21 protein-coding genes are annotated in these 19,507 nt (G+C 70.2%); 10 read left to right on the top strand and 11 right to left on the bottom strand.

Annotation, left to right across the window (positions count from 1 at the left end; genetic code table 11):
* The first annotated feature begins 103 nt into the window (after positions 1 to 103).
* The 5 genes from ACIP8W_RS10505 (at position 104) to ACIP8W_RS10485 (ending at position 3,355) form a co-directional block, all read left to right on the top strand.
* Complete coding sequence (locus ACIP8W_RS10505) at positions 104 to 523, top strand: roadblock/LC7 domain-containing protein (RefSeq protein WP_401947548.1); 420 nt, start codon at positions 104 to 106, stop codon at positions 521 to 523.
* Positions 520 to 879, top strand: coding sequence for a DUF742 domain-containing protein (locus ACIP8W_RS10500; protein ID WP_401947546.1), 360 nt, complete (start codon positions 520 to 522; stop codon positions 877 to 879). Before ACIP8W_RS10505 ends, ACIP8W_RS10500 begins: the two co-directional genes overlap by 4 nt.
* On the top strand, positions 860 to 1,477 hold the full coding sequence (locus ACIP8W_RS10495; RefSeq protein ID WP_401947543.1) for a GTP-binding protein: 618 nt from the start codon (positions 860 to 862) through the stop codon (positions 1,475 to 1,477). The genes ACIP8W_RS10500 and ACIP8W_RS10495 overlap by 20 nt, the downstream gene beginning before the upstream one ends.
* Positions 1,474 to 2,733, top strand: coding sequence for a cytochrome P450 (locus tag ACIP8W_RS10490; RefSeq protein WP_401947541.1), 1,260 nt, complete (start codon positions 1,474 to 1,476; stop codon positions 2,731 to 2,733). The genes ACIP8W_RS10495 and ACIP8W_RS10490 overlap by 4 nt, the downstream gene beginning before the upstream one ends.
* Before the next feature lie 91 nt (positions 2,734 to 2,824).
* Positions 2,825 to 3,355, top strand: coding sequence for a gamma carbonic anhydrase family protein (locus tag ACIP8W_RS10485; RefSeq protein ID WP_402151344.1), 531 nt, complete (start codon positions 2,825 to 2,827; stop codon positions 3,353 to 3,355).
* A gap of 56 nt (positions 3,356 to 3,411) precedes the next feature.
* Here ACIP8W_RS10485 and ACIP8W_RS10480 read toward each other — a convergent pair whose 3' ends face one another.
* Together ACIP8W_RS10480 and ACIP8W_RS10475 are read right to left on the bottom strand one after the other, a co-directional pair.
* Positions 3,412 to 4,083: a DedA family protein gene (locus ACIP8W_RS10480; protein WP_401947535.1), complete on the bottom strand. Its 672-nt coding sequence runs from the start codon at positions 4,081 to 4,083 to the stop codon at positions 3,412 to 3,414.
* Between the two features lie 123 nt (positions 4,084 to 4,206).
* Positions 4,207 to 4,659 (bottom strand): DUF4442 domain-containing protein, encoded by a 453-nt coding sequence (locus ACIP8W_RS10475; protein WP_401947533.1) that lies wholly within the window; start codon positions 4,657 to 4,659, stop codon positions 4,207 to 4,209.
* A 94-nt stretch (positions 4,660 to 4,753) separates the two neighbouring features.
* Here ACIP8W_RS10475 and ACIP8W_RS10470 point away from each other — a divergent pair, with 94 nt between their 5' ends.
* The gene (locus ACIP8W_RS10470) at positions 4,754 to 5,863 is read left to right on the top strand and encodes a hypothetical protein (protein ID WP_402202648.1); all 1,110 of its coding nucleotides are present in this window, start codon (positions 4,754 to 4,756) and stop codon (positions 5,861 to 5,863) included.
* Positions 5,864 to 6,021: 158 nt separating this feature from the next.
* On the opposite strand, the gene ACIP8W_RS10465 is transcribed toward ACIP8W_RS10470, so the two are convergent.
* The 3 genes from ACIP8W_RS10465 to ACIP8W_RS10455 form a co-directional block, all read right to left on the bottom strand.
* Complete coding sequence (locus ACIP8W_RS10465) at positions 6,022 to 6,867, bottom strand: spermidine synthase (RefSeq protein ID WP_401947528.1); 846 nt, start codon at positions 6,865 to 6,867, stop codon at positions 6,022 to 6,024.
* Positions 6,868 to 6,922: 55 nt separating this feature from the next.
* Positions 6,923 to 8,092: an elongation factor Tu gene (gene tuf / locus ACIP8W_RS10460; RefSeq protein WP_402202646.1), complete on the bottom strand. Its 1,170-nt coding sequence runs from the start codon at positions 8,090 to 8,092 to the stop codon at positions 6,923 to 6,925.
* 118 nt (positions 8,093 to 8,210) lie between these two features.
* Positions 8,211 to 8,345: a hypothetical protein gene (locus ACIP8W_RS10455; protein WP_401947524.1), complete on the bottom strand. Its 135-nt coding sequence runs from the start codon at positions 8,343 to 8,345 to the stop codon at positions 8,211 to 8,213.
* Positions 8,346 to 8,429: 84 nt separating this feature from the next.
* Here ACIP8W_RS10455 and ACIP8W_RS10450 point away from each other — a divergent pair, with 84 nt between their 5' ends.
* The gene (locus tag ACIP8W_RS10450; protein WP_402202644.1) at positions 8,430 to 9,137 is read left to right on the top strand and encodes a TVP38/TMEM64 family protein; all 708 of its coding nucleotides are present in this window, start codon (positions 8,430 to 8,432) and stop codon (positions 9,135 to 9,137) included.
* Here ACIP8W_RS10450 and ACIP8W_RS10445 read toward each other — a convergent pair.
* The 4 genes from ACIP8W_RS10445 to ACIP8W_RS10430 form a co-directional block, all read right to left on the bottom strand.
* Positions 9,134 to 10,189, bottom strand: a complete 1,056-nt coding sequence (locus ACIP8W_RS10445; RefSeq protein ID WP_401947518.1) for an enoyl-CoA hydratase/isomerase family protein — start codon at positions 10,187 to 10,189, stop codon at positions 9,134 to 9,136. The two genes, ACIP8W_RS10450 and ACIP8W_RS10445, sit on opposite strands and share 4 nt — an antisense overlap.
* A 109-nt stretch (positions 10,190 to 10,298) precedes the next feature.
* Complete coding sequence (gene meaB, locus ACIP8W_RS10440) at positions 10,299 to 11,297, bottom strand: methylmalonyl Co-A mutase-associated GTPase MeaB (protein WP_401947516.1); 999 nt, start codon at positions 11,295 to 11,297, stop codon at positions 10,299 to 10,301.
* A gap of 4 nt (positions 11,298 to 11,301) precedes the next feature.
* Positions 11,302 to 13,503, bottom strand: a complete 2,202-nt coding sequence (gene scpA, locus ACIP8W_RS10435; RefSeq protein ID WP_401947513.1) for a methylmalonyl-CoA mutase — start codon at positions 13,501 to 13,503, stop codon at positions 11,302 to 11,304.
* Positions 13,503 to 15,383, bottom strand: a complete 1,881-nt coding sequence (locus ACIP8W_RS10430) for a methylmalonyl-CoA mutase family protein (RefSeq protein ID WP_401947510.1) — start codon at positions 15,381 to 15,383, stop codon at positions 13,503 to 13,505. Before ACIP8W_RS10430 ends, scpA begins: the two co-directional genes overlap by 1 nt.
* Positions 15,384 to 15,741: 358 nt before the next feature.
* Here ACIP8W_RS10430 and ACIP8W_RS10425 point away from each other — a divergent pair, with 358 nt between their 5' ends.
* From ACIP8W_RS10425 to ACIP8W_RS10415, 3 genes are all read left to right on the top strand, one after another.
* The gene (locus tag ACIP8W_RS10425; RefSeq protein WP_402154414.1) at positions 15,742 to 16,614 is read left to right on the top strand and encodes an undecaprenyl-diphosphate phosphatase; all 873 of its coding nucleotides are present in this window, start codon (positions 15,742 to 15,744) and stop codon (positions 16,612 to 16,614) included.
* 280 nt (positions 16,615 to 16,894) lie between these two features.
* Complete coding sequence (locus ACIP8W_RS10420) at positions 16,895 to 17,296, top strand: XRE family transcriptional regulator (RefSeq protein ID WP_402154416.1); 402 nt, start codon at positions 16,895 to 16,897, stop codon at positions 17,294 to 17,296.
* Between the two features lie 84 nt (positions 17,297 to 17,380).
* The gene (locus ACIP8W_RS10415; RefSeq protein ID WP_402154418.1) at positions 17,381 to 17,821 is read left to right on the top strand and encodes a hypothetical protein; all 441 of its coding nucleotides are present in this window, start codon (positions 17,381 to 17,383) and stop codon (positions 17,819 to 17,821) included.
* A 230-nt stretch (positions 17,822 to 18,051) separates the two neighbouring features.
* Here ACIP8W_RS10415 and ACIP8W_RS10410 read toward each other — a convergent pair whose 3' ends face one another.
* Positions 18,052 to 18,732 (bottom strand): hypothetical protein, encoded by a 681-nt coding sequence (locus ACIP8W_RS10410; protein ID WP_402202641.1) that lies wholly within the window; start codon positions 18,730 to 18,732, stop codon positions 18,052 to 18,054.
* A gap of 178 nt (positions 18,733 to 18,910) precedes the next feature.
* Positions 18,911 to 19,189, bottom strand: a complete 279-nt coding sequence (locus ACIP8W_RS10405; RefSeq protein ID WP_402154500.1) for a hypothetical protein — start codon at positions 19,187 to 19,189, stop codon at positions 18,911 to 18,913.
* Between the last annotated feature and the right edge of the window lie 318 nt (positions 19,190 to 19,507).

Below are 19,507 nucleotides of genomic sequence, written 5' to 3'. Positions count from 1 at the left end.
CCCGTACGGCGCCCGGGGGATCGGCGTCCCACCACACCACGTACGCCAGATTGGAGAAACGGGCAGGTGACCTGTTTACCGGGTGCAACCCGCCCCACACACCATGCAGACCACTGACAACAGCCTGACCTGGCTCCTGGAGAGCCTGCTGGAACGCACCCCCGGCACCCGGCACGCCCTCGTCCTCTCCCGCGACGGGCTGAAGCTCTGCTGGAGCCGCCATCTCACCCTCGACCAGGCCGATCAGCTGGCCGCCATCTGTTCCGGCATCCAGGCGCTCGCGCAGGGCGCCTCGGTCGAGTTCGGCAACGGCACCGGTGGGGTGCGGCACTCGATGACCGAATTCCACGGTGGTCTGCTGTTCATCGTGGAGGCCGGTGACGGGGCGCATCTCGCGGTGGTGGCCGAGGACGGCGCCGACCCGGGGGTGGTCGGCCACCAGATGACGGAGCTGGTCGAGCAGATCGGCGAACATCTGCGGGCCGAACCGCGCACACCGCTCCAGGAGAGTTCTCCGTCATGACCCGGCGGCCCGTCGACACCGGGGATCCCGACCGGCTGTACACCGTCACGGGTGGCCGCAGCCGGGTCGATGACGACTCGTTCGACCTGGTCACCCTGATCGTCAGCGAGTGCGAGGCCACCCCGGGCATGCAGTCGGAGCATGTCCGGATCCTCGCGCTGTGCCGCCATCCCACCGCGGTCGTCGAGATCTCCGCGGAGCTGAACCTGCCGGTGACGGTGGTACGGATCCTGCTCGGCGACCTCCTCGCGACGGGCCGGATCACCGCGCGCCATCCACGCGCGGCACGGTCCGTCGCCACGCTCCCCGACTCCGCCCTCTTGAAGGAGGTGCTCCATGGACTCCGCAACCTCTGAACTCCCGGCCCGCCGGACCCCACTGCCCGATGCCGCGGAGACCGGTCTGAAGATCGTCATCGTGGGCGGGTTCGGGGTCGGCAAGACGACCCTCGTCCGCTCGGTCAGCGAGATCCGCCCGCTCAACACCGAGGAGGTCATGACCAAGGCCGGTATCGGCGTCGACGAGACAGTCGGGCTGACCACCAAGACCACCACCACCGTGGCCTTCGACTTCGGCCGGATCAGCCTCAACGACCGGATGGTCCTCTATCTGTTCGGGGCGCCGGGGCAGGAGCGGTTCTGGTTCCTGTGGAACCGGCTCTTCTCCGGCACGCTCGGCGCGGTCGTCCTGGTCGACACCCGGCGGATGAGCGAGTCGTGGTACGCCGTCGACCGGCTCGAACACCACCGGACACCGTTCGTGGTCGCGGTCAACCGCTTCGACGACGATGTCTCGGCGTTCTCCCTCGCGGAGATCCGCCAGGCGCTCTCGCTGCCCGAGCACGTACCGCTGATCGACTGTGACGCGCGGGTGCGCGCGTCCGGCAAGAACGTCCTGATCACCCTCGTGGACCACCTCTACGAACTGGCCGTGGCCAGGGAGCTGACACCATGACCGACCCCGCAGATACCGTCCCCGGCCCTCCGCCGGACTGTCCCTCGCATGTGGACGCGCCGCTGCTGAGCGGTCTGGAACACCAGCAGACCCCCTCCCAGCTCTACCGCTCGCTGCGCGGGCGGCACGGCGCCATCGCCCCCGTCGTCCTCGACGGCGGCATTCCCGCCTGGCTGGTGCTCGGCTACACCGAGGTCACCTATGTCACCAGCCACGACGAGCTGTTCGCCCGGGACTCCCGGCGGTGGAACCAGTGGTCCACCATCCCCGAGGACTGGCCGATGATGCCGTTCCTCGGCTACCAGCCGTCGGTGCTCTTCAAGGAGGGAGCCGAGCACCAGCGGCGGGCCGCCGTGATCACCGAGGCGCTGGAGACCGTCGACCAGTTCGAGCTGGCACACCTCTGCCGCGAGCTGGCCGAGGGGCTCATCGACACCTTCGCGGGCAGCGGCGAGGCCGAGCTGATGGCCGCGTACGCGACGGCGCTGCCGATGCGTGCCGTGGTCCAGCTCTGCGGGATGTCACCGGACAGCGAGGGAGTCGAGGAGCTGGTGCGGGATCTGCGGATCTCCCTGGACGCGGCGGAGACCGACGACCCGGTCGCCGCCTACCGCCGGGCCCAGGAGCGCATCGAACGACTGGTGAAGAACAAGCGCAACAGCCCGGGTCCCGACATCGCCTCCCGGATGCTGACCCATCCGGCCGGGCTGACGGACGAGGAGACCGTCCAGGACCTGATCGCCCTGATCGCCGCCGCGCAGCAGCCCACGACCAACTGGATCTGCAACACCCTGCGGCTGCTGCTGACCGACGACCGGTTCGCGCTGAACGTCTCCGGCGGCCGGATCGGCGTCGGCCAGGCGCTGAACGAGGTGCTGTGGCTGGACACCCCGATGCAGAACTACATCGGCCGGTGGGCGGTGCGCGACACCCGCCTCGGCGGCCAGCACATCAGGGCGGGCGACTGTCTGGTGCTGGGGCTGGCGGCGGCCAACACCGATCCGCAGATCTGGCCCGAGGGCCATATCGGCGCGGAGAACTCCGCCCACCTGTCGTTCGGCAACGGCGAGCATCGCTGCCCCTATCCGGCTCCGCTGCTGGCCGACGTCATCGCCAGGACCGCGGTGGAGACGCTGTTGGAGCGGCTGCCCGATGTGGTGCTGGCGGTGGAGCCGTACGAACTGACCTGGCGGCCTTCCATCCTGATGCGCGGACTGACCTCGCTGCCGGTGACGTTCACACCCGTCGTCCAGTGAGGCTCCGCCCGCCGTGATCCCCGGCGCGTCGCCTACGGTGCCTGTGTACGTACCAGCCGGTACGTACACGGCCACGCACCCAGGAGACGACATGACACCACCGGCACTGATCACCGGCGTGGGCGGCAAGGAGCCCCGGCTCCACCCCGGGGCGTTCACCGCGCCGACCTGCGTGGTCATCGGCGAGGTCACCGTGGCCGCCGGGGCCGGCATCTGGTACCACGCCGTGCTGCGGGCGGACGCGGCGCCGATCACGGTGGGCGCCGACAGCAACATCCAGGACAACTGCACCCTGCACGCCGACCCCGGGTTCCCGCTCACGGTGGGTGAGCGGGTCTCGGTCGGCCACAACGCGGTGCTGCACGGCTGCACGGTCGAGGACGACGTGCTGATCGGCATGGGGGCCACGGTCCTCAACGGCGCGCACATCGGCGCGGGTTCGCTGGTCGCGGCGCAGTCGCTCGTACCACAAGGGATGCGGGTACCGCCCGGCTCGCTGGTGGCGGGGGTGCCCGCCAAGGTCAAGCGGGAGCTGACCGAGGAGGAGCGGGCCGGGATCACCCGGAACGCGGTGGGCTATCTCGCACTGGCGAAGGCCCACCGCGCGGCGCACGGGCACTGAGCGCGCGGGACTGAGCACGACGGGCCCGAACGTGACGGGACCCGGTCGGCAGGGGCTCAGTCGACGACGACGGGCGCCGGTCCGTCCGTCGCCGTGGACCGCGCCGGGGCGGTCTCCGTACGCTCGGCGGCCTTCTTGGCGCGGTTCTTCACGATGAGCATCGAGGCGATCCCGAAGACCACGGCGAGCACCAGCCCGAGCCAGGAGAAGCGCTTGAGCCACGCCTCGGCGACCACACCCACCGTATAGATGACGGCCGTGGTGCCGCCCGCCCAGACGATGCCGCCCAGCACGTTGGCGATCAGGAACTTCCAGTACGGCATGCGCAGGACGCCCGCGAGCGGTCCGGCGAAGATACGCAGCAGCGCGACGAAACGGCCGAAGAAGACCGCCCACATGCCCCACTTCTCGAACGACCGCTCGGCCAGGGCGATCTGGCCCTCACCGAAGTGTTTGGGGAATTTCGCGCCGAGCCACGCGAGCAGCGGCCTGCCGCCCCGGCGGCCGATGGCGTAGCCGATCGAGTCCCCGATGATCGCGCCGGCCGTGGCACAGGCGCCGAGGATGTACGGGTTGATGTCGCCGTGCTGGGAGGCGAGCAGCGCCGAGCTGACGAGGACGATCTCGCCCGGCAGCGGGATACCGAGGCTTTCGAGCCCGATGACCACCCCCACCAGGAGATAAATACTGACCGGGGGGACGGTCTCTAGCCACTCCTGGACGTGCAACGCCGGTTCCTCCCGTACTGCCCTGAACCCTCGTACCGTTCTCCGGGCCACCGCCCGGCGGGTGCCCCGGGGCACCCGCCGGGCAGCCTACCCGCTGGACGGTACGGGTCGGTCCCGGCACGGTCAGCGGTGCGGGCGGAGCGTCCAGATCACGGTCATCCGCCCGGTGACGGCCCCGTCCTCGCGGGTGATGTCGATGGTGACGGGGAACTCGGGACGCCCGCCGGCCTCCAGTTCCGCGGCGACCTCGGCGGCGGGGCGGCCCAGCACCGCGGTGGCCGTGACGGGGCCCATCGCCACCTTCCGGTAGCCGATCTCCGCGCTGACGACCAGCGGAACGGCGCGGTCGACGAAGTGGCCGAAGGCGGCGATCACGATGACGCCGCTGGCGGACTCGGCGAGGGTGAACATCGCGCCGGCGTGCGGACCGCCGACATGGTTGTGGAAGTCCGGCCGATCGGGGAGCCGGACGACGGCCCGCTCGGCGGTGGCCTCCAGGTACTCCAGCCCGAGGGTCCTGGCCATGGGAACGGTGGCGGCGAGCATCTCGCCGATGGACTTCTGGTCTGCGCTCATGGGCCGTTACGTTACCTATGAGTAACGGAGCTTCACCATCCCCTGACAGAACAGAGGTCACAACCGACAGGTGTCCCCTCTATCGTTGATCGCCATGTGGCAAGGACAGCAGCCGCCCGGGGGCGAGCAGAACCCGCAGGACCAGACACCCGATCCGTACCAGCAGCCGGGGTATCAGCAGCCGAATCCCTACACGCAGCCCGGCTATCGGCAACAGCCCGGGTACCCGGCGCAGCCCGAGGCGCAGGGGCCGCCCGGATACCCGCCGCAGCAGGGGTACCCGCCGCAGCAGGGATACCCGCAGCCCAATCCGTACCAGCAGCCGACCGTGCCGCAGTACGCGATGCCGCCGGGTCAGCCGGGTCAGCCGGTTCCCGGGCCGGGCCGGAAGAGCACCACCGTCGTCGCGGTCGTCGCGGCGGCCGTGGTCGTGATCGCCGCGGCGGGCACCGCGTTCTTCGTGCTGGGCAAGGACGACGGGAAGAGCGACAAGGCGTCCGGCGACGCCAAGTCCTCCGCCTCCCCCTCCGAGGACCCGGCCACGGCCCCGTCCCTCGCCAACCCCAGGGACGGCGCGGCCGCCAAGCCGACCATCGCGGGGTGGAAGGTGGTCACCAACCCGAAGTACGGCACGCAGTTCGACGTACCGCCGGAGTGGGAGGTCGGCAAGCCCGGCACCATCTCCGGCTTCGAGGACGCCGCGAAGGGCGACGGCACCCCCGTCACCTCCTTCTCCGCGCCCGCCTTCCTCACGTCCGAGTGGTGCTCCCAGGACACCGACAAGGACGGCAAGCTGGAGTACACCGAGCTGGCCGGTACGGGGACGAAGGGCGCCCGGGGCGCCAAGGACACGGATATCGCCGCGACCAACGAGGCGGGCAACTGGGTCTGGGCGCCGTACGCGCAGGAGGAGCCCAAGGGCACCCTCAAGGAGAAGGTGAAGGTCAGCGAGGCCGAACCGTACACCACCGCCTCCGGGCTGAAGGGGAGCTTCGCGACGGCCAGGGCGACGGGGGTGACGAAGAAGAACAAGTGCGACACGGACGGAAAGTCGTTCACCTTCTCCTTCGCCAATGCCAAGGGCGACTTCTCGACCTGGGTCCTCTACGCCTGCACCGGTGTTCCCGATGAGATCCCGGACGCGACGATCAAGAAGATCATGAGCACCGTACGGCTGGCGGACAGCACGGAGAGCGCCTCCTGAGCCCTCCCGCGGCCAGGGCGCCCTGATCGCCTCGGCGCGGCGCTGTGGTGGTGGTCGTGGTGCTGACCTCCGCCGTCCTGTTCGTACCGGATGTACGACGGCTGAGGCGCCGCGCCTCCGGCCCGTCCGGCCCGGAGAAGGCTCCGGGTGGCGCCGTCTCAGCCGATGCTGAAGGCGCCGTCGGGCGGGCGGGGCGAGGGGACGGCTCCGCTGTCGCGTACCGGCGCCGCGTCCCGGATGAACCGCCGCAGCGTATCGCCGTGTTCGACCCGGGCGGGAAAGGCGTCGGAGGCGGTGCGGCGGGCCAGGGCCGCCGTGTCGACCGGGGTGTGCGAGGCGAGCAGCACGGCGTTTCCGAAGCGCCGGCCCCGCAGCACGGCGGGCTCCGCGATCAGGGCCAGCTCCCCGAAGACGGCCGCGAAGGTGGCCAGTTGGGAGCGGAGGAAGGCGAACGGCGCGCCGTCCGCGAGGTTGGCCGCGTAGACCCCGCCGGTACGGAGCACCCGCGCGGCCTGGGCCGCGTACTCGACGGAGGTGAGGTGCGCGGGGATCCGCGAGCCGCCGAAGACATCCCCGACGAGTACGTCCACGGAGCGGTCCGGCGCCGCTTCGAGCCAGCGGCGGGCGTCCGCGCGGTGCGCGGTGATCTCGGCGGCGGCCGGTATCGGCAGCCACTCGGCGACCAGGTCCAGCAGCCCGCCGTCCGCCTCGATCACCGACTGCGCGGACCCCGGCCGGGTGGCGGCGATGTAGCGGGGCAGGGTGAAGGCCCCGCCGCCCAGATGCAGGACGGTCAGCGGCTCGCCCTCCGGCGCGGCGAGGTCGACGGCGTGGGCGAGCCGTCGTACGTACTCGAACTCCAGGTGCGTCGGCTCGTCCAGGTCGACGTACGACTGGGGCGCCCCGTCGACCGTCAGCAGCCAGGCCCGCTCCCGGTCCACATCGGGCAGCAGCTTGGCGGTGCCGCTGTCCACGGCGCGGATGACGGGGATCGGCTCGTTCACCGTCCTATTGTGCGCCCGCCTCCCCGGTGCCGGGGAGGCGGGCGCACACCACGGCTCAGAGCAGCGCGGTGACCGTACCGGCGCCGACCGTACGGCCGCCCTCGCGGATGGCGAAGCCGAGGCCCGGCTCCAGCGGCAGGTCACGGCCCAGCTCCACGGTCAGGGTGACCGTGTCACCGGGGCGCGCGACGGCCGTCTCCCCGAGGTCGATGTCGCCGACCACATCCGCCGTACGGATGTAGAACTGTGGCCGGTAACCGGTGGCGACCGGGGTGCTACGGCCGCCCTCCCGCGCCGGGAGGACGTACACCTGCGCGGTGAAACGCCTGCTCGGTACGGTGCTGCCCGGCGCCGCGACCACATGGCCGCGGCGGACCGCGGCGCGGGGCAGCCCGCGCAGCAGCAGGGCGACGTTGTCGCCGGCCTCCGCGAACTCCATCGGCTTGCCGAAGGTCTCCAGACCCGTGACGACCGTCTCCAGCCCCGCGCCCAGCACCTCCACCCGGTCGCCGACGCGTACCGTGCCGCGCTCGACGGCTCCGGTGACGACGGTGCCGCGTCCGGTGATGGTGAGGACGTTCTCCACCGACAGCAGGAACGGCGCGTCCGTGTACCTGACGGGCATCGGCACATAGGTGTCGACGGCGTCCAGCAGCGCCTCCACGGCGGCGACCCAACGCGGGTCGCCCTCCAGGGCGCGCAGCCCCGAGACCCGGACGACGGGCACCTCGTCGCCCCCGTAGCCGTGCTCGGTGAGCAGCTCGCGCACCTCCAGCTCGACCAGGTCGGTCAGCTCGTCGTTGCCCGCGTCGGCCTTGTTCAGGGCCACGATGATGTGGTTGACCCCGACCTGCCGGGCGAGCAGGACGTGTTCGGCGGTCTGCGGCATGATCCCGTCGAGCGCGGAGACGACGAGGATCGCCCCGTCGAGCTGGGCCGCGCCGGTCACCATGTTCTTGATGTAGTCGGCGTGACCGGGCATGTCCACATGCGCGTAGTGCCGGGTGTCGGTCTCGTACTCGACGTGCGAGATGTTGATGGTGATCCCCCGCGCGGCCTCCCCCGGGGCGCGGTCGATCCGGTCGAAGGGCACGAACGTGCCGGTCCCCCGGTCGCTGAGGACCTTGGTGATGGCGGCGGTCAGAGTGGTCTTGCCGTGGTCGACGTGGCCCATGGTGCCGATGTTGACGTGGGGCTTGGTGCGTACGTATGCCGTCTTGGGCATGGCTGCTGTCCCTGTACTCGAAGCGAGTGGCTCGAAGCGAGTGGCTCGAGCGTGAGCGGGACCCCGGAATCCCTGCCGACCCTCCCCCTACGGGGTCCGCCGGACGTTCCGGGGAGGGTCAGCTTCGGGCGCCGCCGAAGGGCGCGGCCACGGCCTCTGCCGTGATGTGTGCGGCCGTCTCCACGAAGAACGCGGCAGCCTTCGGCGCGTCCGCGACTGCGGACGGCGCTGCGAGGAAGGCGTACCGGAACATGTCCCCGATCCTGGCGTACGGGCGTGGTGGCGTCGAATGGTTTTCGTGGCACGGGTTTCACACGCGTGGGCTAGCATCCCGAGCATGCTCGACACCGCCGACCCGCCCCTCGCCGAACCCTCCCCGGGCGCGCGCTGTTCCAGAGCGCTGCTCTCGCCGTGGTCGCGGCTGGCGCTGTTGGTGGCCGTGCTGGGGTCGGCGGGCGCGATGGTGCTGGTCTTCGAGCCGCAGCGGCTGCTGGTGGACGGCTGGCCGGGGTACGCGGGCGGGGGCGCGGCCGTGGTGCTGTTCGTGGTGGCGTACGGGCTGTGCGGCGTCGCGTTCGTACCACGGCCGCTGCTCAATCTCGCCGCGGGCGCGCTGCTGGGCTCGGTGTCCGGGCTGGTCGCGGCGGTGGCCGGGACGGTGCTGGCGGCGGGGATCTCCTTCGGGCTCGGCCGGCTGCTGGGGCAGGACGCGCTGCGTCCGCTGCTGCGGGGCCGCTGGCTCAGGGCGGCGGACGGGCAGCTGAGCGGGCACGGGTTCCGGTCGATGCTGGCGATCCGGCTCTTCCCCGGGGTGCCGTTCGCGGCGGGCAACTACGGCGCGGCCGTCTCCCGGATGGGGTGGACGCCGTTCCTGCTGGCGACGGCGCTCGGTTCGGTGCCCAACACCGCGGCCTATGTGATCGCGGGCGCCCGCGCGACCTCCCCGTCCTCGCCGGTGTTCCTGCTGGCGTCGGGGTTCATCGTGGTCACCGGGGTGGTCGCGGCGGTGGTGGCCTGGCGCAAGCGCCACCACCTCGCGCGTTAGCCGTACGGCCCGCCGAGCCCGAGGTCGCCGCCGGGCGGCGGCGCGGAGAACCGTCGTACGTCGGCGTCCGTCACCCCCGCGAGGTCCTTGGGCGACCAGCGCGGGTCGCGGTCCTTGTCGATGACCTGGGCGCGGATGCCCTCGACCAGGTCGGGGAAGGTGAGCGCGGCGCACGAGGCGCGGTACTCCTGGTCGAGCACCTGCTCCAGGGTGGCCGTCCGGCGGGCCCGGCGGACGGCGTCGAGGGTCGCCTTGAGGACGGTGGGCGAGCGGGTCAGCAGGGTCTCGGCGGTGTCCTGCGCGGCGGGGTGTCCGGTGGCGCGCAGCCGGTCGAGGATCTCCTCCACGGTGTCGGCCGCGTAGCACGCGTCGATCCACTCGCGGTCCGCCGCGAGCCGCCCTTCGGGCGCCGTCGTCGCGTACGTCTGTACGGTTTCGCGCAGCTCGGCCGCGCCGTTCGCCGCGCGCAGGTCGGGCAGCCGCCGCGAGGGTACGAAGTGGTCCGCGAGCCCGCACAGCAGCGCGTCGGCGGCGCCCACCGTGCGTCCGGTGAGGGCGAGATGGGTGCCGAGTTCGCCGGGGGCGCGGGAGAGCAGGAACGTTCCGCCGACGTCGGGGACGAGGCCGATGCCGGTCTCGGGCATGGCGACGGCGGAGCGTTCGGTGACGATCCGTACGGCGCCATGGGCCGAGACACCGACCCCGCCACCCATCACGATGCCGTCCATCAGCGCGACGTACGGCTTCGGGTAGCGGGCGATCCGGGCGTTGAGCCGGTACTCGTCGCGCCAGAAGGCGGGCGAGGCGCCGCCGCCGGAGCGGGCGTCGTCGTGGATCATCCGGATGTCGCCCCCGGCGCACAGCCCGCGCTCCCCGGCGCCGGAGATGACCACGGCCGTGATGTCCGGGTCCTGTTCCCACGCGGTGAGCGCCGCGCCGATGGCGCGCACCATGGGATGGGTCAGCGCGTTCAGCGCGCGGGGCCGGTTGAGGATGATGTGGGCCGTACCGCCCGCCTCGCGCAGCAGCACCGGTTCGTCGTCGTGGACCATGGAGCCCAGTATGCGGGCCCCTTGGTCCCGGGAGGGCGCCAGGGCCTGCCCTGCCGATCCCGCCGCGCCCGCGCGCGCCCCCGCCGGGAGGGGCGCGCGGGGGCGGGCGTTACCCGCCGTCCTTCGGCAGGTCGAGCGCCTCGATCAGCCGCTCCGCGGCGACGGTCGCGGTCAGCCGGCCGTCCCGTACCTCACGCTCCAGCGCGGGTGCCAACTCCCGTACGCCCGGGTGTTCCCTGAGCCGGTCCAGGAGGTGGTCGCGGACCATCGTCCAGACCCAGTCGACCTGCTGGCCGCTGCGCTTGCGGTCGAGGCGGCCGTCCGCCTCCAGGACGGCGCGGTGCTGTTCGAGGCGTTCCCACACGGCGTCGAGGCCGCTGCCCTCGCGGGCGCTGCAACTGAGGACGGGGGGCGTCCAGGCCGCGTCGACCGGGTGCATCAGGCGCAGCGCGCCCGCGAGTTCGCGGGCGGCGGAGCGCGCGTCGCGTTCGAAGGCGCCGTCCGCCTTGTTGACGGCGATGACGTCGGCCAGTTCGAGGACGCCCTTCTTGATGCCCTGGAGCTGGTCGCCGGTACGGGCGAGGGTGAGCAGCAGGAAGGTGTCGACCATGTTGGCGACGGCGGTCTCCGACTGGCCGACGCCCACGGTCTCGACGAGCACGACGTCGTACCCCGCGGCCTCCATCACGATGATGGTCTCGCGGGTGGCCTTGGCTACGCCGCCGAGCGTGCCGGCCGTGGGCGAGGGCCGTACGAAGGCGGCGGGGTCGACGGCGAGGCGCTCCATCCGGGTCTTGTCGCCGAGGATGGAGCCGCCGGTCCTGCTGGACGACGGGTCGACGGCGAGGACCGCGACCCGGTGGCCGAGGCCGGTCAGCAGGGTGCCCAGCGCGTCGATGAAGGTCGACTTGCCGACACCGGGAACCCCGCTGATCCCGATCCGGCGGGCCCTTCCGGCGTACGGGAGCAGCTCGGTCAGGAGCTGCTGGGCGAGCCTGCGGTGGTCGGGTCTGGTGGACTCCACGAGGGTGATGGCACGGGCGATGTACGAGCGGGAGCCGTCCAGGACGCCCTTGGCGTAGCTGTCGATGTCGATCCGTGGCGGCACCCGATCACCGCTCGTGGCCGAGGGCCGCGCCGAGCGCGTCCAGCAGTTCACGGGCGGCCTCCGGGATCACCGTGCCGGGCGGGAACACGGCCGCGGCGCCCATCTCCAGCAGGGTCGGGACATCCGCGGGCGGGATCACCCCGCCGACGACGATCATGATGTCGTCGCGCCCCTCGGCCGCGAGCTGCTCGCGCAGCGCCGGTACGAGGGTGAGGTGGCCCGCGGCCAGCGAGGAGACGCCGACGATGTGCGCGTCCGCCTCGACGGCCTGCCGGGCGACCTCGGCGGGCGTCTGGAAGAGCGGGCCGACGTCGACGTCGAAGCCCAGGTCGGCGAAGGCCGTGGCGATGACCTTCTGGCCCCGGTCATGGCCGTCCTGGCCCATCTTGGCGACCAGGATGCGCGGCCTGCGGCCCTCGGCGCGCTCGAATTCCTCGACGGCGGCGCGGGTGGACTCGACGGCCGGGGAGGTGCCTGCCTCGTTGCGGTACACACCGGAGATCGTACGGATCTGGCCGGAGTGGCGCCCGTACACCTGCTCCAGTGCGTCGGAGATCTCTCCGACGGTGGCCTTCGCGCGCGCGGCGTTGACGGCGAGGGCGAGCAGGTTGCCGTCGAGGCCGGTGCTCGATCCGGCCCGCGCCGAGGCGGTGAGCGCGCGCAGGGCGTCCTGACAGGCGTTCTCGTCGCGTTCGGCGCGCAGTCTGCGGAGCTTCTCGATCTGCTGGGTGCGGACGGAGGAGTTGTCGACCTTGAGCACGTCGATCTTCTCGTCGGTGCCGACCCGGTACTTGTTGACGCCGATGACGGGCTGGCGTCCGGAGTCGATCCGCGCCTGGGTGCGGGCGGCGGCCTCCTCGATCCGGAGTTTGGGGATGCCCTCGTCGATGGCGCGGGCCATGCCGCCCGCCGCCTCGACCTCCTCGATGTGCTGCCAGGCACGCCGGGCCAGGTCGTAGGTCAGCTTCTCGACGTACGCGCTGCCGCCCCAGGGGTCGGTCACCCGGCAGGTGCCGGACTCCTGCTGGATGAGCAGCTGGGTGTTGCGGGCGATGCGCGCGGAGAAGTCGGTGGGCAGGGCGAGCGCCTCGTCGAGGGCGTTGGTGTGCAGGGACTGGGTGTGGCCCTGGGTGGCGGCCATGGCCTCGACACAGGTGCGGGTGACGTTGTTGAAGACGTCCTGTGCGGTGAGCGACCAGCCGGAGGTCTGCGAATGGGTGCGCAGGGAGAGCGACTTGGGGTTCTTCGGATCGAATTTCTTGACGAGTTTCGCCCAGATCAGCCGGGCGGCCCGGAGTTTGGCGATCTCCATGAAGAAGTTCATGCCGATGGCCCAGAAGAAGGAGAGCCGGGGCGCGAACGCGTCGACGTCGAGGCCGACATCGAGTCCGGCGCGCAGATATTCGACGCCGTCGGCGAGGGTGTAGGCCAGCTCCAGATCGGCCGTCGCACCGGCTTCCTGGATGTGATAGCCGGAAATGGAGATGGAGTTGTAGCGCGGCATCTTCTGCGAGGTGTACGCGAAGATGTCGGAGATGATCCGCATCGAGGGTTTCGGCGGATAGATATAGGTGTTGCGGACCATGAACTCTTTGAGAATGTCGTTCTGGATGGTCCCGGCCAGCTTCTCCGGCGGTACGCCCTGTTCCTCGGCGGCCACGATGTAGAGGGCGAGTACGGGGAGCACCGCGCCGTTCATCGTCATCGACACGCTCATCCGGTCCAGCGGAATGCCGTCGAACAGCTGACGCATGTCGTAGATGGAGTCGATGGCCACGCCCGCCATGCCGACATCGCCGGTCACCCGGGGGTGGTCGCTGTCGTACCCCCGGTGGGTCGGCAGGTCGAAGGCGACCGACAGCCCCTTCTGCCCGGCGGCGAGGTTGCGCCGGTAGAAGGCATTGGACTCCTCGGCGGTGGAGAACCCGGCGTACTGCCGGATCGTCCACGGCTGGTTGACGTACATCGTCGGGTAGGGGCCGCGGAGATAGGGTGTGATGCCCGGGTACGTCCCGAGGAAGTCGAGGCCCGCCAAGTCCCGCTCGGTGTAGAGGGGTTTGACGGCGATGCCCTCGGGCGTGTCCCAGAACAGCTCGTGGTCGCTCCTGCCGGTCTGTTCCTTGACGGCGGTGCGCCAGTTGTCCTCGGTGACCCCGGCGCTGTCGCCGGAACCCAGGCCGATTTCGGAGAAGTCCGGAATCCGCATCACGCCACTCCCATCCGGTCGAGGACGGAGGTGAGGACGGCGACCGCGTCGCCGCCCGCGACGACGAACTCGTCGACTCCGGCCCGTAGATATGTCTCTCGCTGCTCGCCGGGGCGTCCGGCGAGGAAGACCCGCAGCGCCCCGGCTGCCTTGAGGGCCTCGGCGACGGGCGCCGCCCCCTCGGCGTAGAGCGCGTCGCTGGAACAGATACAGGCGACGGTGGCGCCGCTGCGCGTGAAGGCGTCGGCGGCGGTGGCCGCGTCGACCGACACCGGGTCGTGTACGGGTTCGACGCCGCCGGCCTGGAAGAGGCTGGCCGCAAAGGTGGCCCGCGCGGTGTGGGCGGCGGCCGGTCCGAGGGCGGCCAGGAAGACCCGGGGCCGGGCGCCGGTGGCCGCGAGGTGGGCGTCGGAACGGGCGCGCAGCGCCTCGTACGCCTCGTCGCGGTGGACGACCGGCAGCCCCCCGCCGGGTCCGGCCGGGGCGGGCTCGCGCTCGACCGGGGCCTGGGAGAGCTGCGGGAACTCGCTGACCCCGGTGATGGGTTCGCGGCGGCGGGCGATCCGGCCCGAGCGCTCCGCCCAGGTGGCGGCGATCCGCTCGCCGATCAGCCCGCCGCGCAGGGCGGCGCGCTGGCCCCCGGCGCGCTCGATCTCCTGGAACCACGCCCAGGCCGCGTGCGCGAGTTCGTCGGTGAGCCGCTCCACGTACCAGGAGCCGCCCGCCGGATCGATGACCCGGCCGAGGTGGGACTCCTCCAGCAGGATGGCCGAGGTGTTCCGGGCGATCCTGCGGGCGAAGGCGTCGGGCAGCCCGAGGGCGTGGTCGAAGGGCAGTACGGTGACGGCGTCGGCGCCGCCCACCCCGGCGGCCAGCGAGGCGACCGTGGTGCGCAGCATGTTCACCCAGGGGTCGCGGCGGGTCATCATCACCGGCGAGGTGACCGCGTGCTGGCGCTGTGCCGCGACGGACGCGGGGGCGCCGCAGACCTCGGCGACCCGGGCCCACAGCCGTCTGGCGGCCCGGAGCTTGGCGATGGTGAGGAACTGGTCGGCGGTGGCCGCGTACCGGAACTCCAGCTGTCCGCAGGCCGCTTCGACAGAGAGCCCGGCCTCGGTGAGGTCGCGCAGCCAGCCGACGCCGGTGGCCAGCGAGCAGCCCAGCTCCTGGGCGTCGGAGGCGCCCGCCTCGTGGTACGGCAGCGCGTCCACGGTGAGGGCGCGCAGGCCGGGATACTCCCGGTCGCAGAGCGCGGCGAGTTCGGCGGCCGTCTCCGTACCGTCGGCGGATTCGCGTCCGGTGCGGGCGAGTTGCCCGACCGGGTCGGCGCCGAGGGTGCCGCGCGCCTCCCCGCGCGCCAGGCCGCGTGCGTCGTGGATCCGCAGCAGCTCCCGGGCGGCGGGGCCGAACGCGTCGCCCGCGTCGAGGGCGACGGGCGCGAGGTCGAGATGGACGCCGTCGAGCGCGGCGGCCAGCCCGGACACCGGGATTCCGGCGGGTCCCACGACCAACCACAGCGAGGTGACCCCGTGCTCCAGGTCGGACAGGACGGCCTCGTTGGCCCGCGCGGGGTCGGGACCGGCGTGCCGCTGCCGTACGTCCCAGCCGGAGACCACGCCCCCTTCCGGCCGGCCGCCCCGGGTGAAGGGCGCGAACCCCGGATACCCGGGGTCCCCTGCGAAAGTGTCCTCGGCCGTGTAGAGCGGACGGGTGACAAGACCGTCCTGGAGCGCCGTGGAGAGCGCGTCCTCGGCGTCCTGGCCCGAGACATCTCGGCCGGACTTGCGCAGAACGCCTGCTACCAGGCTCTGCCACTGTTCACGGGTCGGATCTGGGAACTCGGCTGCGAGGGATAGCCCGTCATCAGGCAGGACCGTCATGCCCAGATGTTAGGGCAGCTCACGGAGGGCGCAGGAGAGGTGATCCATGTGACCTTGCCCTCCCCCAATACCTCTTCTCTAGAACTTTCATGACGCCCGAAAGGGTAGGGACGACGCGCCCGACCCTCGTGGCGTTCAGCTTCCTGCCACTGTCCCGTAACCCTCAGCGGCTAGTCTGGCCCCACCGGGACGTGATCGCCGTCACATCGGCGCCCTGTCCATGAAGAGCCGGCAGGACGAGGTCGCCCTATACATTCCGCTTTCCCTCCCCCTTCCCCTTCCCCTTTTTCCCGTGACGCTCGCACCCGCCACGCTTCTCCCCGGTGCACAAAACATTCCTTGGACGGCGTAGTACCTCATGTCTTGGTTCGAATCTTTTATTCTCGGGCTCGTTCAGGGACTGACCGAGTTCCTGCCCATCTCCTCCAGCGCCCATCTGCGGCTCACCGCCGCGTTCGCCGGCTGGGAGGACCCGGGGGCGGCATTCACCGCGATCACCCAGATCGGCACGGAAGCGGCCGTTCTGATCTATTTCCGCAAGGACATCGTCCGCATTATCTCCGCGTGGTTCCGCTCCTTGACGGACAAAGCGATGCGCGGCGACCACGACGCGCAGATGGGCTGGCTGGTGATCGTCGGCTCGATCCCGATCGGGGTCCTCGGCGTGACACTGAAGGACCAGATCAACGGCCCGTTCCGCGATCTGCGGCTGATCGCCGTCACCTTGATCGTGATGGGCATCGTCCTCGGCATCGCCGACCGACTGGCAGCCCGGGACGAGACCGGCGCCCGGCACCGCGCGATCAAGGAGCGCAAGTCGCTGAAGGACCTGAGCGTCAGGGACGGTCTGATCTTCGGCTTCTGCCAGGCGATGGCCCTGGTCCCCGGCGTCTCCCGCTCCGGCGCGACCATCAGCGGCGGCCTGCTGATGGGCTACACCCGCGAGGCGGCGGCGCGTTACTCGTTCCTACTGGCGATTCCGGCGGTACTCGCCTCGGGCGCGTACGAGCTGAAGGACGTGGGCGAGGGGCATGTGTCGTGGGGGCCGACGTTCTTCGCCACGGTGATCGCATTCGCCGTCGGATATGCGGTTATCGCATGGTTTATGAAGTTCATCTCCACCAAAAGCTTCATGCCGTTCGTGATCTACCGAGTCATCCTGGGCCTGACCTTGCTCTTCCTGGTCACGACGGGGGCTTTGAGCCCTCACGCGGGTGAAATCTCAGGCTAGCAAATCCGATCCAGTTAGCCTGAGATAGCACTTGCTAGCCCTAGGCGGGAGAGATCATCTCCCACTCATCTCCCAGCCTGGGCAGCGATCAGGGGCGGGGTAAGCATCACCTGGGGAGGCGGGACGAGCCCCGCCCCTGATCGCTGCACCAGCATTCGACAGGCCAGAGTGTTGCACGAAATAGTCAAACTGTCGAACTAAACGGTCACATATCCGCCCCCGAGGTCTGCGGTGACGTAGCCTCGGGGGCGATCTGACCCTGGAGTGCTGGAGTAGCTGGATGGCTCATGAGGCGAGGACCGACCTGTCCGACCTTACGAAGGAGCGCCGCAAGGTGCTGGCTCTCAGCCTGCGCGGGCTGGCGGCCCGATGCATCGACCCGGAGGAGCCGGAAGCCGGCTCGAAGTGGAAATACACCACGATCGACCGCCTGGAAAAAGGACTACCCATTGAGGCTCCCGACGCCTCCCAACTAGAAGCGCTGGCAGCAGGACTCGAAGTACCGTCCAGCCTGGCGAAAGAAGCAGCTGCGGGTCAGTTCTTCGGTATCGACATGATCTACTCCGAAGATCGTGAGGCACGGACGCTGATCCACAATTATAGATCGCTTAGCGCGGACGACCGGGCGAAAGTGCAAGCTCTGCTGGAGGTCTGGCGGACCCCTCCGGCGACGTGTGATTAACTATCTTCTGATACACCTGTCATTTCTTGCGCAGTATTAGTCTCGGGGTTAGCAAAGAAATCCGCCCTGCGGCAAGGGAATGAAATGATCATTAGAATCAAGAAGATCACCTTCGCTACGGTCCCGTCCAGTGAACTTAACGGGCGAGCATGCCATGTCGCCGAGGGACCCGGCTGGCTTGCGGCGCGCGTCGGTCTGGGTGAAATGAGAGACGAGCTGCTGCGCGACCTAACACGCCTCTACGAATCCCTCCTTGTGCAGCAGGCTCTCTGGGTGCAGAACTGGGATGGCGACATCGGAAGATTGGACCGCCCTTCCGAGAATCGCGGTATCGCCGAAGCGTTCTGGAGACCTGTTCCCGGGGACGATCTACCAACTGGTCTCCTGTGCGCTCCTCTCGCGGTCCCAGGGCGCCTCGGGTGGGGCGTGCATGAGGATTACGTCAGTGCCAAGCTGCTCGCCGAGGCAAACGTCTACCTGCACCGCATGGTGAGCGACGGGCTGTACCTCGAACGATGGGAATAACGACGGAGCCCCGGCTCGCACCTGGCGGACAGGTACTGGCCGGGGCAATCGGGGCTCAGTGGCGTACGGGCATCGGGGCGTATACCCACCGCAAGCACCAGCAGATGGCGGGTGGGCGACGCCTCGGAGCCAAGACTGCCTAGGTGTGGTGTCCCGCGAGGTTGGTGCCACCCACTCGAGTACCTGACCGAAAAGGTAGAGCCAGCTCCATGTTCTGGGACAGCAGGCGTTCAGGCAGGCATCGTCGCCAGTGCGGCGGCTGCTGCACGGGCAATTTCGGGATTGCCCCGGATCGCCGCGGCGACCTCCTCGGCGGTCGGGCTGGCGCCTTGAGCGGGCACAGCGCAGCACACGCGGTCTGCCAGCTCGCTCAGGAACTCGATGGCGGGGGTGCACTCGGCAGCCCCCTCCTCGTCGTGACCAGCGACGAGATCGGCGCACACCAACTCCAGGGCGGTCCGCAGGCTGGCCAGGGCCGTCCTCATCTGCTGGGGACATCGGGCCCTGGCCAGGCCGGGGTACTTCCGGGTCGGTGTGTACGTCTTGCCCAAGGTATCGGCGACCGCCTGGAGAAGTTCCGCAGCCTCGAAGAGCGTCTCACTGGGGTCCCCAAGGGCGTTCAACGGGCTGTAGTCGCGGCCATTGCCGTCCTTGGAGAACTGCCTCTCAATACCCAGTCCCCTCAGCCCGTGGACAGTGGCCAGCAGGTTGACGGTGTGGTGCAGGATGTGGGCGGCTTGGGCGATGCGCTCGACCATGCGGTTGACGGTGCCACGGCGCTCCGTCGCGGTGATCTTCTCTGCTTCGGCGGCCAGCGCCTGATGCTCGGCCCCGATCTGCTCGAAGACGATCACGAGCTGAGCTGCCGCGCGGGGCAGGAGGTCGCCGTCAGTTGCGGGGTGCCCGGTCATCGCCACCCTCTCCTCGTTCGATGGCGCGGCGGTTGGTCGCAGTGCCGCGTGCGGAGACGCGCCAACGGTTCGCCTCTCCGCATACAACGGCGGCGGCTCCACCTGGATACGGGCAACATCCCGGTCCGTTCCCGCTTCCATCCTCCCTGGCGCGGTACCAACCTCACGAGATAGCACACTAGGTGTCTTCGTAGAACAGATGGAGGCCGGGGTGTCCTCCGAACGAGGAGCATGCGTCCATGCCGTCGGTGGTGACGGCAGGGCAGTCGGGCAGTCTGACGAGGACTGCTGGTGTGCTGTCTGTCCACGGCGCCCAGAAACCGCCCGCCTCCTCCGTCTCCCCCGCCTCTGTCAGCTCGCATACGAATCCGTAGTGCTCGCCGCTATGGTCTGCGGCCAGGCCACATTCCAGGTCTTGCACGATCAGGGCCACACGGCTCGGGGCGGGAGAACCCATGCGCATGATCTCCCGTACGAGCGTGTGGGGAAGCCAGGCACGGTGCCGACAGGAAGCCACGACGCACCTCAGCTCTGCGTCCGGTCTTGGTGGTCTCCCCCATGCCCGGCGTACAGGATGCACCCGCCCTCCTCGGCGCCGAGGTAGGGGCAGTCCGGCAAGGTGACGATTGCGGTCGGCGGCATGGAGCCCGTCCAGGGAGCCCAGATCGCACCCGTGCCCGCTCCGTCCAGCTCGCAGACCAGCGCGTAGTGCTGCTCGCCGTGACCGCTCGGCAGAGAACATTCCAGAGTCCTCAGGATCCCGTCGCCTGCACCA

This window comes from Streptomyces sp. NPDC088554 (assembly GCF_044752945.1).
Classification (GTDB): domain Bacteria; phylum Actinomycetota; class Actinomycetes; order Streptomycetales; family Streptomycetaceae; genus Streptomyces.
Note: the sequence above shows the minus strand (reverse complement) of the source record. Positions and strands in the feature narration are given on the sequence as shown.